Consider the following 12,864-nt stretch of genomic DNA (forward strand, 5'->3'; position numbering starts at 1 on the left):
TTGGCACGCTGTTGAGTTCTCAAGGAACGGACGCTTCCTTTGTACTCACCCGCAGAACATTCTCTGGGGCTTTCCTCCGGGCGCTTCCCTTCGGTATTTCTTTTGTTCTTGCGTTTCCGACTCTATCAGATCTTTCCGGCTTCCCGTTCCGACCCGATTTCCTCGGTGCTTTCCAGGTATTCGCTTTCGCGTTTCCCTTTCCGGCGGCTCCGACTTTATCAGAGATTCTGAGTCGGAATTTCCGCCCCGTCCGAGTCGGCCTCCGGCACAACCGTGCGCGGCGCTTCCCCCTCTGGCGGAGCCGTAAACGTACTGGAGCGGGGCGCCCCGATGCAAATCGAGGCGCCCCGCTCCGGGAGGCCGCTGGTCGGACCGGTCGAGTGACCGTCAGACCTCGACGACGACCGGCAGGATCATCGGGCGGCGGCGGTAGTTGTCCGACACCCACTTGCCCAGCGTGCGGCGGATGAGCTGCTGCAGTTGGTGGGGTTCGACGACGCCGTCCTGGGCCGACTTCTCCAGGACTTCCTGGACCTTCGGGATGACGGCGTTGAACGCCGAGTCCTCGATGCCGGAACCCCGGGCCTGGACGTGCGGGCCGCCGGTGATCTTCCCGGTCGAGGAGTCCACCACCACGAAGACCGAGATGATGCCCTCGTCCCCGAGGATCTTGCGGTCCTTGAGGGCGGGCTCGCCCACATCGCCGACGGAGAGCCCGTCGACGTACACGTACCCCGCCTGGACCTTGCCGACGATCTTGGCCTTGCCCGCGACGAGGTCGACCACGACGCCGTCCTCGGCGATGACGATGCGGTCGTGCGGGACGCCGGTGAGGGCGCCCAGCTCGGCGTTGGCGCGCAGGTGGCGCCATTCGCCGTGGACCGGCATCAGGTTCTTCGGCTTGCAGATGTTGTAGAAGTACAGCAGCTCGCCGGCCGAGGCGTGGCCCGAGACGTGCACCTTGGCGTTGCCCTTGTGGACGACGTTGGCGCCCCAGCGGGTCAGGCCGTTGATGACGCGGTAGACCGCGTTCTCGTTGCCCGGGATGAGCGACGACGCCAGGATCACCGTGTCGCCCGAGACGATGCGGATCTGGCGGATCTGGTGGTCCCGGTTGGCCATGCGGGACAGCGCGGCCATCGGCTCGCCCTGGGAACCCGTGCAGACCAGGACGACCTCGTGGTCCGGCAGGTCGTCGAGGGTCTTGACGTCGACGACCAGGCCCGGCGGGACCTTCAGATAGCCGAGGTCGCGGGCGATGCCCATGTTGCGGACCATGGAGCGGCCGACGAAGGCGACCCGGCGGCCGTACTCGTGGGCCGCGTCGAGGATCTGCTGGATGCGGTGCACATGGCTGGCGAAGCTGGCCACGATGATCCGCTTGCGGGCGCCCGCGAAGACCTGACGGAGCACGTTGGAGATGTCGCGCTCCGGCGGGACGAAGCCCGGGACCTCGGCGTTCGTCGAGTCGGAGAGAAGAAGGTCGATGCCCTCCTCGCTCAGACGCGCGAAAGCGTGCAGGTCGGTGAGGCGACGGTCCAGCGGGAGCTGGTCCATCTTGAAGTCGCCGGTGTGCACCACCATGCCCGCGGGCGTGCGGATGGCGACCGCGAGCGCGTCCGGGATGGAGTGGTTGACCGCGACGAACTCGCAGTCGAAGGGACCGACGCGCTCGCGGTGCCCCTCGGCGACCTCGAGCGTGTAGGGCCGGATGCGGTGCTCCTGGAGCTTGGCCTCGATCAGGGCGAGGGTCAGCTTGGAGCCGATCAGCGGGATGTCCGGCTTCTCGCGCAGGAGATAGGGGACACCGCCGATGTGGTCCTCGTGGCCGTGCGTGAGGACGATGCCCTCGATGTCGTCGAGGCGATCCCGGATGGACGTGAAGTCCGGCAGGATCAGGTCGATTCCGGGCTGCTCCTCCTCGGGGAAGAGCACTCCGCAGTCGACGATCAGGAGACGCCCGTCGTACTCGAAGACGGTCATGTTGCGGCCGATCTCGCCGAGGCCGCCCAGCGGGGTGACCCGCAGGCCGCCCTTCGGGAGCTTCGGCGGGGCGCCGAGTTCAGGATGCGGATGACTCAAAAGACTCTCCTCACCACACACGCCACGTACCTCCGGGGCACGTGGCGCGCATGACGTTCGTGCAGTAGCAGTTGTGTGGGTGCAGGCATGTGGCCTGCGGTGTTGCCTATTCAGTTGTGAAGTCTGTGGTTAAAGCTGTACCCCACCGGCGGCAAGATCGATCTTGAGCTGGGCCGTCTCCTCGGGTGAGAGCTCGACCAGCGGCAGGCGCAGCGGTCCGCCGGGGCGGCCCTGCAGGGCGAGCGCCGCCTTGGTGGTGATCACACCCTGCGTACGGAACATGCCCGTGAAGACCGGGAGCAGCTTCTGGTGGATCTCGGTGGCCTTCTGGACGTCGCCGTTGGTGTACGCGTCGATCATCGCGCGCAGTTCGGGGGTGACGACATGGCTGACCACGGAGACGAAGCCGCAGGCGCCGACCGAGAGCAGCGGCAGGTTGAGCATGTCGTCGCCGGAGTACCAGGCGAGGCCGGAGCGGGCGATGGCCCAGCTGGCACGGCCGAGGTCGCCCTTGGCGTCCTTGTTGGCGACGATACGCGGGTGCTCGGCGAGGCGCACGATCGTTTCGGTGTTGATCGGTACGCCGCTGCGGCCCGGGATGTCGTACAGCATCACCGGCAGCTCGGTGGCGTCGGCGATCGCCGTGAAGTGTCGGAAGAGGCCCTCCTGCGGGGGCTTGTTGTAGTACGGCGTGACGGTGAGCAGGCCGTGTGCGCCGGCGCTCTCGGCCGCGCGGGCCAGGTCGATGCTGTGCCGAGTGTCGTTCGTGCCGACTCCGGCGACGATGTGGGCGCGGCCCCCGACGGCGTCCACCACCGCTCGTACCAGCTCTGCTTTCTCCGCGTCGGTGGTGGTCGGGGACTCGCCCGTGGTGCCGTTGACGATCAGGCCGTCGTTGCCTGCGTCCACCAGGTGGGCGGCGAGCTGGCGCGCGCCGTCGAGGTCGAGTGCGCCGTCCGCCGTGAAGGGCGTGACCATGGCGGTGAGGACCCTCCCGAAGGGGGTCTGCGGAGTGGAGGTCGGAGCCATGGGTAACACGCTACTCGCTGCTCAGCACGGGGTCGCCCCTCGGGTGACGCACAGGGCCTGACACGTGAGGAGCCCGGCACTGCCTGCTCGGGGGTTCAAGCAGTGCCGGGTCCGTTTGATCAGGCTAGATGAACTTCTAGAAATGCCGCAATACGGACACTTCGCTCGGCCCATCCGCACATACGTGCCTCAAGACGCCATATGTCCGCGCCTCGCGGCGCCGGTCACCGGCGCCGCGCGCGGTCGCGCGCCCCCGCTCAGGGAGCGACTCGGCCGTTGGTGTTGAACGCCGCGTGCGTGAGCGGCATGAGCGCGGCCCACTCCCGCTCCATCCTCTCGCCGACCATCTCGATCACCCGCTGCGGGAAGGACGGGACCTTGGCCGGCTCGTGCTGCGTGCGCAGGCCGAGGAGGTGCATCAGGGAGCGCGCGTTGCAGGTCGCGTACGGGGACGTAGAAGACGGGCTGGAGCTCGCGGTACCTGCCCGACTCCTCGTTGTACGACCAGCCGACGCGGTGGCGCACGAACTCGCGGAACACGAAGATCGGGGCGCTGATGAAGAACGTCATCGAGTTGTGCTCGAAGGGGCTGCCGTGGACGTCCCGCATCAGGTAGTTGATCAGTCCCCTGGAGCGCTCCGGGTCCTTGCCGAGCTCGTCCAGGGGCTGCTCGCCCGCGGTCGAGACTCGCGCGGCCCACAACACGTCCTGGTCGGTCGCGGCGTGCCTGACCAACTCGACCGTGACATCGCTGCGGAACGTGGGCTTGGGGTCTTCGGCCGGGGCCTCGCTCACCGGCAGGGTCCTTCCAGGCGCGTCGTGGTGCCGCCCGGGTGCGTCTTCGGGCGGCGCCCACTGTAGGGCCCGGCACTGGCAAACAGCCGTCAGCTGCCCCGTCCCGACAATCTTCGGCGAATTTGCCGATACAGGGCACCTTTTGGGCGTTTCGAGCGTCTGTCTTGTTGACAGAGTTCAGTTCGAGTCCCGTGAGGAGAGGCGCGCCCCATGTTCCGTCGGCGAGAGCCCGTACCCTTCGCCTTCATCGCCGAAGCCGACAAGTTCCGCAGCAACGTCACTCCCCCACCCCGTGAGCGCGCCACGGCCGGTCAGATCGTGGGCCGCACGCTCATCGGTCTCACCGTGGTCGCCGGTCTGGTGGGTTCCGTGCTCTTCGGCATGCCCGCGATGTCGGCCGACCAGTCGCCCGCCAAGACCCAGCAGTCCGAGGCCTCGGACGGGCGCTGACCGCACCGCCCGCCGCTGACCAGCGCTGACCAGCGGCAGCGGGAGAAACCCCGCACCCCGCCGTCCGAGTGGCGCGGGAGGTACCCCCTTGGCCCCCCAAGGGTGGTAGCAGGGAGCACGGCTCGATAACCTCACCGGGCACAGCCCATGCGTGGATTGAGTGAGGATCAGCCGTGCCCCTGCCTTTCCTGACCGCGGACCGCGCTTTCGACGAGGCCGCGCACGACGCCGCGCTCCCCTTCGACGACCGCGACCGCTGGCGCCGGCCGTACCGCCCGGGCCCCTGGCGCGTGGGCGCCGCCGCCGTGCTGCTCCTGCTCGCCTCGTTCGTCCTCGTGGCCGCCGTGATCATCGCCGCCGCCGGGGCCCTTTCGGGTGCCGCGATCTGCGTGGGCCTGTCCGTCCTCATCATCGCCGCCGCCCTGCGGCTCCTGCGCATGGGCACCTGGGTGAGCGCGCAGGGGCTGCGCCGCGTGGGCTTCCTCAGCACCCAGACGGTGCCCTGGGCCCAGGTGGCGTCGGTGCGCACGGCGCAGCAGCCGGTGCGCTGGCTGGGGCTGCCGCGCACGGTGCAGGGGCAGGCCCTCGTGCTCGTACGACGTGACCGGACGGCCGGTGAGCGGCGGCTGCTCCTGACCGACCGGAACGCGGACTTCCTGGCGCGGCGCGCGGCCTTCGACCGGGCCGCCGACACGGTCGAGGTCTGGGCCGACGAGTACCGGCGCACGGCCTAGGCGTCCGCGCGGGACCGCCACCACTGGCGGCGTATCGAGGGACCTCACCACCGGCCCGGCCCCGTCGGCCACCCGCTAGGCGCCGACCGGCCTGCCCTCGCGCAGGGCGATAGCCCGCTGCATGGCCTTGCGCGCGCGAGGCGTGTCGCGGGCGTCGTGGTAGGCCACGGCGAGGCGGAACCAGCAGCGCCAGTCGTCGGGGGTGTCCTCCGTCTCGGCCTTGCGCTTGGCGAAGACCTCGTCGGCGGAGTCCCGGTCGATGCGGCCGCCGGGAGTGCGCTTCAACTCGTCCACGGGCAGCCCGCCCTCGGCCTCCAGTTCGGCGGCGAGCCGGTTCGCGCGCTGCACGAACCGCGTGTTCTGCCACAGGAACCAGACGCCGATGACCGGCAGGATCAGCACCGCGACACCGAAGGTGACGGTGAGGACGGTGCCGTGCTTTATCAGGAGCACGCCGCGGCTGCCGACCAGGACGAAGTAGACGACCAGGACGGCGGCCGTGACGGCGTAGGTGATCTTTGCGCGCATGACGTCAGTTCAGGTCCAGGAAGTGTTCCAGGCCGAAGGTCAGGCCCGGTGTGGCCACGACCCGGCGGGCGCCGAGCAGGATGCCCGGCATGAAGCTGCTGTGGTGCAGCGAGTCGTGGCGGACCGTCAGGGTCTCGCCCTCGGCGCCGAGCAGCACCTCCTGGTGGGCGAGGAGGCCGCGCAGGCGCACGGCGTGCACGGGCACACCGTCGACGTTCGCACCCCGGGCCCCGTCGAGCGCCGTCGCCGTCGCGTCCGGCTGCGGGGCGCTGCCCGCCTGCTCGCGGGCGGCGGCGATGAGCTGGGCGGTGCGGGTCGCGGTGCCGCTGGGGGCGTCGACCTTGTTCGGGTGGTGCAGCTCGACGACCTCGACCGACTCGAAGTAGGGCGCGGCGATCTGCGCGAACTTCATGGTCAGGACCGCGCCGATGGAGAAGTTCGGGGCGATGAGGACGCCCGTCTCCGGGGACGCGGCCAGGGACGTCCGCAGTTGCGCGAGGCGCTCGTCGGTCCAGCCCGTCGTACCGACGACGGCGTGGATGCCGTGCCGTACGCAGAAGTCGAGGTTGCCCATCACCGAGGCCGGGGTGGTCAGTTCCACCGCGACCTGGGCGCCGGTCTCGACCAGCGTGTCCAGGCGGTCGCCGCGCCCGAGGGCGGCGACAAGATCCATGTCCTCGGCGGCCTCGACGGCCCGCACGGCCTCGGAGCCGATCCGGCCCTTGGCGCCGACGACCGCCACGCGCAGCTTGCTCATGTCCTTCATTCCTTACGGGAGTGACGAGACGTACGGGACGTACGTACCGGGGCCGCGCGCCGCGCGGCCCCGCACGCACGAACCTACGCGACCGCTTCGTGCAGGCGCTCCGCCTGCTTGCCACGGAGCGGGCCTATCGCCGACAGCGAGGGGCGCCGGCCCAGGACGTCCCGGGCCACCTCGCGCACCTCGTCGGGCGTGACCGCGGTGATCCTCGCGAGCATGTCGTCGACCGACATCTGTTCGCCCCAGCACAGCTCGCTCTTGCCGATACGGTTCATCAGCGCGCCGGTGTCCTCGAGGCCGAGGACGGTGGAGCCCGCGAGCTGGCCGATGGCACGGGCGATCTCGTCGTCCGTGAGGCCGTGCTGCGCGACCTGGTCCAGCTCGTCGCGGCAGATCTTCAGGACGTCGTGCACCTGGTTCGGACGGCAGCCCGCGTACACACCGAAGAGGCCGGTGTCGGCGAAGCCCGAGGTGTACGAGTACACGCTGTAGGCCAGGCCGCGCTTCTCGCGGACCTCCTGGAAGAGGCGTGAGGACATGCCGCCGCCGAGCGCCGTGTTCAGGACGCCGAGGGCCCAGCGGCGCTCGTCGGTGCGGGCCAGGCCCGGCATGCCGAGGATGACGTGGGCCTGCTCCGTCTTGCGGTCGACCAGCTCGACGCGGCCCGCGGTGGTCAGGCGGCGGGCGCCCGACCGCGGGGCGAGGGGCGTGGCGTCCGTGCGGTGCAGCGCGTCGGCCTTCTCGAAGGCGGCGCGGACCTGGCGGACGACCTTCTGGTGGTCGACGTTGCCCGCGGCTGCGACGACCAGGTGCGTCGGGTCGTAGTGCTTCTTGTAGAAGCGGCGGATGCGGTCGGCCGTCAGCGCGTTGATGGTGTCGACGGTGCCGAGGACCGGGCGGCCGAGGGGGGTGTCGCCGAGCATCGTGTGCGCGAACAGGTCGTGCACGCAGTCGCCCGGGTCGTCCTCGGTCATGGCGATCTCTTCGAGGATGACGCCGCGCTCGGCGTCGACGTCCTCCTGCTCGATGAGCGAGCCGGTCAGCATGTCGCAGACGACGTCGATGGCCAGCGGCAGGTCCGTGTCGAGCACGCGTGCGTAGTAGCACGTGTACTCCTTGGCCGTGAACGCGTTCATCTCGCCGCCGACCGCGTCGATCGCCGAGGAGATGTCCAGGGCGCTGCGCTTCCTGGTGCCCTTGAAGAGCAGGTGCTCCAGGTAGTGCGTGGCGCCGTTCAGGGACGGGGTCTCGTCCCGTGACCCCACGTGGGCCCAGATGCCGAAGGTGGCCGAGCGGACGGACGGCAGGGTCTCGGTGACGATGCGCAGGCCGCCGGGGAGGGTGGTCTTGCGGACCGTGCCGATGCCGTTCTCGCCCTTGATCAAGGTTTGGGTACGGGCGACGGCCCGCGCCTCCGAGGAGGTGCGGGCCGTCGTCGTGGTGCTACGCGACGTCACTTGTGGGTGTCGTCCTTACTTGTCGGAGCCCGCGGCGGAGCCGCTGTCGGCGCTGGCCTCGTCGCCCTCTTCGCCCTCGATGACGGGGATGAGGGAGAGCTTGCCGCGGGAGTCGATCTCGGCGATCTCGACCTGGACCTTCTGGCCCACACCGAGGACGTCCTCGACGTTCTCCACGCGCTTGCCGCCGGCGAGCTTGCGGATCTGCGAGATGTGCAGCAGACCGTCCTTGCCCGGGAGCAGCGAGACGAACGCGCCGAAGGTGGTCGTCTTGACGACCGTGCCCAGGTAGCGCTCGCCGACCTCCGGCATGGTCGGGTTGGCGATGCCGTTGATCGTGGCGCGGGCGGCCTCGGCGGCCGGGCCGTCGGCGGCACCGATGTAGATGGTGCCGTCGTCCTCGATCGTGATGTCGGCGCCGGTGTCCTCCTGGATCTGGTTGATCATCTTGCCCTTCGGGCCGATGACCTCACCGATCTTGTCCACCGGGATCTTGACGGTGATGATCCGCGGGGCGTTCGGGGACATCTCGTCCGGAACGTCGATCGCTTCCATCATCACGTCGAGGATGTGCAGGCGGGCGTCGCGAGCCTGCTTCAGGGCGGCGGCCAGGACGGAGGCCGGGATGCCGTCCAGCTTGGTGTCGAGCTGGAGGGCGGTCACGAACTCCTTGGTGCCGGCGACCTTGAAGTCCATGTCGCCGAAGGCGTCCTCCGCACCGAGGATGTCGGTGAGGGTGACGTAGTGCGTCTCGCCGTCGATCTCCTGGGAGATCAGGCCCATGGCGATACCGGCGACGGCGGCCTTGAGGGGCACACCGGCGTTCAGCAGCGACATGGTGGAGGCGCAGACGGAGCCCATGGACGTCGAGCCGTTGGAGCCGAGGGCCTCGGACACCTGACGGATCGCGTAGGGGAACTCCTCGCGGGTCGGCAGCACGGGCACGAGGGCGCGCTCGGCCAGGGCGCCGTGGCCGATCTCGCGGCGCTTGGGGGAGCCGACGCGGCCGGTCTCGCCGGTGGAGTACGGCGGGAAGTTGTAGTTGTGCATGTAGCGCTTGCGCGTCACCGGGGACAGCGTGTCGAGCTGCTGCTCCATGCGGAGCATGTTCAGCGTGGTGACACCCAGGATCTGGGTCTCGCCGCGCTCGAACAGGGCGGAGCCGTGCACGCGCGGGATGGCCTCGACCTCGGCGGCGAGGGTGCGGATGTCGGTGACACCGCGACCGTCGATCCGCTTCTTCTCCTTGATGACGCGCTCACGGACCAGGGCCTTGGTCAGCGAGCGGTACGCGGCGGAGATCTCCTTCTCGCGGCCCTCGAACTCCGGGAGCAGCTTCTCGCCGGCCAGCGCCTTGACGCGGTCGAGCTCCGTCTCGCGCTCCTGCTTGCCGGCGATGGTGAGCGCCTGGGCCAGCTCGGGCTTGACGGCGGCCGTGAGGGCCTCGAGCACGTCGTCCTCGTAGTCGAGGAAGATCGGGAACTCGCCGACCGGCTTGGCGGCCTTGGCGGCGAGGTCCGACTGGGCCTTGCAGAGGACCTTGATGAAGGGCTTCGCGGCCTCGAGACCGGCGGCGACGACCTCCTCGGTCGGGGCGTCGGCGCCGCCCTTGACCAGCTGGATGGTCTTCTCGGTGGCCTCGGCCTCGACCATCATGATCGCGACGTCGCCGTCCTCGAGGACGCGACCGGCGACGACCATGTCGAAGACGGCGTCCTCGAGCTCGGTGTGCGTCGGGAAGGCGACCCACTGGCCGTTGATGAGCGCCACGCGCGTGCCGCCGATCGGGCCCGAGAAGGGCAGGCCGGCCAGCTGCGTGGAGCAGGAGGCGGCGTTGATGGCGACCACGTCGTACAGGTGGTCGGGGTTGAGCGCCATGATCGTCTCGACGACCTGGATCTCGTTGCGCAGGCCCTTCTTGAAGGACGGGCGCAGCGGGCGGTCGATGAGGCGGCAGGTGAGGATCGCGTCCTCGGAGGGCCGGCCCTCACGGCGGAAGAAGCTGCCGGGGATCTTGCCGGCGGCGTACATCCGCTCCTCGACGTCCACCGTCAGGGGGAAGAAGTCGAGCTGGTCCTTGGGCTTCTTGGACGCGGTGGTGGCCGAGAGGACCATCGTGTCGTCGTCCAGGTAGGCCACGGCGGAGCCGGCGGCCTGACGGGCCAGGCGGCCCGTCTCGAAGCGGATGGTGCGGGTGCCGAAGGAGCCGTTGTCGATGACGGCCTCGGCGTAGTGGGTCTCGTTCTCCACTAGCGGTTCTCCTACTTTTCGTCTTCGCTCCCGGGCCCGTGTGGCCGGGGAGTTTCCCCCGCCCGTATGGCCGGGGAGGGTCCACCGCGGGCCCGTGTGGCCGTGCGGTGGGGCGGAGGAGCGCGCCGTGGGTGCGGGCCGGTCTTCGATCGAAGCACCCGGGGTTCGTTCTCTTCGTATCCCGGGGGCCACTACCGAGGACCGGCGGCGGCTGGGTGCGCTCTCCTATGGATTTGTCCTGCCGGACGCTCCTGGCGGTCGCGTCCTGTCCGGGCTCGTGCCCGGTGTCCGTACTGTGCCGGACGTCACCAGACTACAAACGGGCGGTGACATCGCGCACGTACAGCAAAGGGAGCGGCCCCCTTCGAGTGCTTCGAGTGGGAACCGCTCCCTTCACGGCGTCTTACTTGGCGCCCGCCGCACCGCGGCGGATGCCGAGCCGGTCAACCAGGGCACGGAAGCGCTGGATGTCCTTCTTGGCCAGGTACTGCAGCAGACGGCGGCGCTGGCCGACGAGGATCAGCAGACCACGACGGGAGTGGTGGTCGTGCTTGTGCGTCTTGAGGTGCTCGGTCAGGTCCGAGATGCGACGCGAGAGCAGTGCGACCTGGACCTCGGGGGAGCCGGTGTCGCCCTCCTTCTGGCCGAACTCGGTCATGATCTGCTTCTTCGTAGCGGCGTCGAGCGACACGCGTACTCCTTGTGATGTCTTCGTTTCGCCTTCGAGTGCCCCTGGTCTTCGTCTCAGGGGAGCTTTCGGAACTCTGAAGGCTGGGTCCGCCTCGGGAGGCGGGGGGTCCACCCTGGAGGGTGGGTCGCCTTGGAAGGCGGGTCCGCTGGGCGCGGGCCTCTGGCCGGGGGCCTGGGGCGTGCGCAGACATGCGGGCGTTACACAGAGTACCAGGGTGGGGGTGGCCGGTTCGCCGGGGGCCGCGGCGACGCCTAGCGGGCGCCGTCGGCGGGTGATCGTCTTCAGCCGGTCGCCAGTGTCGGTGCCGGTGCCGGTTTCAGCCGGTCATCCGGTATCGGCGTCGGTGTCAGCTGGTCATCGCGCGTGCGGAGGCGTACACGTCGAAGACGGCGAGCGCCAGTGGTACGAGGGTCAGGAGGACGAAGACCTCGGCGATCTCCACGAAGCGGCCCCAGAAGGGGGTCACGCCGCTGCGGGAGGTGATCAGGCCGACGGCGGTGCAGAGCACGGCGGCGGCCGCGATGGCGGCGACCAGCCAGATCGTACGCAGGTCGAGCGCCGCGGTGTCGCCGCTCAGGGCGTCGCGCATCAGGCTGTCGGAGGGGTTGAGGCACAGGCCGACGCCGAGCAGGAGCAGGCACGCCAGGCCCGCGGCCAGGGTGGCGGCGACCTGGGCCGTGTAGCGGAAGAGCTGGGCGCGCATCAGCATCGCGACGCCGGTGGCGAGGGCCAGGAGCTGCCCCCAGCCGTCGTCGGCGAACCCGAGGACGGCCGCCGCGCCCACGGAGACCAGGGCGCAGCCGCCGACGAGGCCGATGAGCAGTTCGTGGCCGCGGCGGGCCTGGGCGGCGATGCGGTCGGCGTCGACGGGGTCCTGGGGGGCGCGGTCGGAGTCGGGGTCGAGGTCGGCGCCGTAGGTGGGGCGTGCGGCGTGCGGCGACGCGAAGCCGATGGGGAGGCGGGCGAACCGCATGGCGAGGCCCGGCAGGAAGGCGAGGGCCCCCACGGCCAGCGGGGCGCACAGCGCGGCGGTCTCGACCGCCTCCATGCGCCAGATGGTCGCAGCGAACACCGTGAACAGGCCGATCGCGGACGCGCAGACGAACGCCACGAACGGGCCGTCCCCGCGCGGCGACACCAGCGTCAGGACCACGGAGGCGACGAGCACGGCCGCGCAGGCCAGCAGGAACTGGAGCCTGCCGATGCCGTCACCGTCGGTGAGGGGCAGCAGCCCGGAGCCCGCCACCGCCAGGTTCGGCAGCGCGCCGAGGCCGAGTGCGACGCCGGCGGCCCGGTCGTCGTACACCCGGGCCCGTACGCAGGCGAAGGTGAGCAGCAGCAGGCCCGCGACGGCGGCGAGGACGCCGGGGAAGCTGTGCATGTCGTGGCGGGGCTCGGCGGTCCAGGTCACGAAGGCAAGCAGGAGCGGCAGGACGGCGCCGCCGATCAGGCCCGCGGCGCGGGTGAGGTCGCCGTTCCACAGGGTGCGGTCGCTCGTCACGGCGGAGGCCACGGCGTCGGACACGTCGTCGTAGACGGCGGGCGGCAGCGACGCCGAGAAGGGGCGCAGGGTCAGCAGCTCGCCGTCGAGGATGCGCTGGGCGGCGAAGGAGCGGGCGCTGTCGAGGACGGCGCCGTCCCTGCGGACGAGGTGATAGCCCACGGGGGCGCCTTCGGCCGGGCTCTGCCGGGACAGTCGCAGGATCTCCGGGTAGATGTCGGCGACCGGGATGTCGTCGGGCAGCGCCACGTCGATCCGGCTGTCGGGCGCGACGATGGTGACGCGGCAGAAGCCGAGCCCGGCGCCGGTCCCGGTCGTGGCCACGTGGCCGGGCCGACCGGTGGTGGTGGCCGTCGCGGAGGCCGTGGTGCTCACCTGCTGTTTCCCCCTCTGTGCTGGTGACTGCTCGGTTCCGTTCTGGTGACTGCTCGGTTGCGCTGGTGCTGCGTGTGCCTGCTCGGTGCTGGTGTTGCTGGTCCCCTACTGGTGCTGCTGGTCCCGTACTCGTGCTGATGGTCCCGCACTCGCGCTGCTGGTCCGGCACTCGCGCTGACGCCGCGTCAACACCGGTACCACCTCAGCCG

Annotated in this window: 10 protein-coding genes and 1 pseudogene; 2 read left to right on the forward strand and 9 right to left on the reverse strand. The window is 70.1% G+C overall.

What is annotated here, in order from left to right; genetic code table 11:
• Positions 1-387: 387 nt before the first annotated feature.
• From ACZ6BG_RS07035 to ACZ6BG_RS07045, 3 genes and pseudogenes are all read right to left on the reverse strand, one after another.
• The gene (locus tag ACZ6BG_RS07035) at positions 388-2,082 is read right to left on the reverse strand and encodes a ribonuclease J (RefSeq protein ID WP_468998039.1); all 1,695 of its coding nucleotides are present in this window, start codon (positions 2,080-2,082) and stop codon (positions 388-390) included.
• A gap of 129 nt (positions 2,083-2,211) precedes the next feature.
• Positions 2,212-3,111, reverse strand: coding sequence for a 4-hydroxy-tetrahydrodipicolinate synthase (dapA, locus tag ACZ6BG_RS07040; RefSeq protein WP_468998041.1), 900 nt, complete (start codon positions 3,109-3,111; stop codon positions 2,212-2,214).
• Between the two features lie 257 nt (positions 3,112-3,368).
• A pseudogene (locus tag ACZ6BG_RS07045) lies at positions 3,369-3,906 on the reverse strand (FAD-dependent thymidylate synthase).
• A gap of 210 nt (positions 3,907-4,116) precedes the next feature.
• On the opposite strand from ACZ6BG_RS07045, the gene ACZ6BG_RS07050 reads away from it, so the two are divergent.
• Both ACZ6BG_RS07050 and ACZ6BG_RS07055 read left to right on the forward strand, forming a co-directional pair.
• A complete protein-coding gene (locus ACZ6BG_RS07050) occupies positions 4,117-4,356 on the forward strand; it encodes a hypothetical protein (RefSeq protein ID WP_385724696.1) in 240 nt (79 codons plus the stop codon).
• A gap of 173 nt (positions 4,357-4,529) precedes the next feature.
• Complete coding sequence (locus ACZ6BG_RS07055) at positions 4,530-5,090, forward strand: PH domain-containing protein (protein ID WP_468998043.1); 561 nt, start codon at positions 4,530-4,532, stop codon at positions 5,088-5,090.
• A 75-nt stretch (positions 5,091-5,165) separates the two neighbouring features.
• Here the strand turns inward: ACZ6BG_RS07055 and ACZ6BG_RS07060 are convergent, their stop codons facing one another.
• The 6 genes from ACZ6BG_RS07060 to eccD form a co-directional block, all read right to left on the reverse strand.
• A complete protein-coding gene (locus tag ACZ6BG_RS07060; RefSeq protein WP_468482017.1) occupies positions 5,166-5,618 on the reverse strand; it encodes a hypothetical protein in 453 nt (150 codons plus the stop codon).
• Between the two features lie 4 nt (positions 5,619-5,622).
• On the reverse strand, positions 5,623-6,375 hold the full coding sequence (dapB, locus tag ACZ6BG_RS07065) for a 4-hydroxy-tetrahydrodipicolinate reductase (RefSeq protein ID WP_468998046.1): 753 nt from the start codon (positions 6,373-6,375) through the stop codon (positions 5,623-5,625).
• Between the two features lie 83 nt (positions 6,376-6,458).
• Positions 6,459-7,838, reverse strand: a complete 1,380-nt coding sequence (locus tag ACZ6BG_RS07070) for a M16 family metallopeptidase (RefSeq protein ID WP_468998048.1) — start codon at positions 7,836-7,838, stop codon at positions 6,459-6,461.
• 15 nt (positions 7,839-7,853) lie between these two features.
• A complete protein-coding gene (locus ACZ6BG_RS07075) occupies positions 7,854-10,088 on the reverse strand; it encodes a polyribonucleotide nucleotidyltransferase (protein ID WP_468998050.1) in 2,235 nt (744 codons plus the stop codon).
• A gap of 403 nt (positions 10,089-10,491) precedes the next feature.
• Positions 10,492-10,779 (reverse strand): 30S ribosomal protein S15, encoded by a 288-nt coding sequence (rpsO, locus tag ACZ6BG_RS07080; RefSeq protein WP_030363216.1) that lies wholly within the window; start codon positions 10,777-10,779, stop codon positions 10,492-10,494.
• Positions 10,780-11,125: 346 nt separating this feature from the next.
• Positions 11,126-12,655 (reverse strand): type VII secretion integral membrane protein EccD, encoded by a 1,530-nt coding sequence (gene eccD / locus ACZ6BG_RS07085; RefSeq protein ID WP_468998052.1) that lies wholly within the window; start codon positions 12,653-12,655, stop codon positions 11,126-11,128.
• Positions 12,656-12,864 lie beyond the last annotated feature (209 nt).

Source organism: Streptomyces sp. NPDC041205 (genome assembly GCF_055591765.1).

Excerpts from the sequence above, each read along its gene's own strand:
- dapA (WP_468998041.1), bottom strand. The coding sequence starts at position 3,111 with ATGGCTCCGACCTCCACTCCGCAGACCCCCTTCGGGAGGGTCCTCACC.
- ACZ6BG_RS07050 (WP_385724696.1), top strand. The coding sequence starts at position 4,117 with ATGTTCCGTCGGCGAGAGCCCGTACCCTTCGCCTTCATCGCCGAAGCC.
- ACZ6BG_RS07060 (WP_468482017.1), bottom strand. The coding sequence starts at position 5,618 with ATGCGCGCAAAGATCACCTACGCCGTCACGGCCGCCGTCCTGGTCGTC.
- dapB (WP_468998046.1), bottom strand. The coding sequence starts at position 6,375 with ATGAGCAAGCTGCGCGTGGCGGTCGTCGGCGCCAAGGGCCGGATCGGC.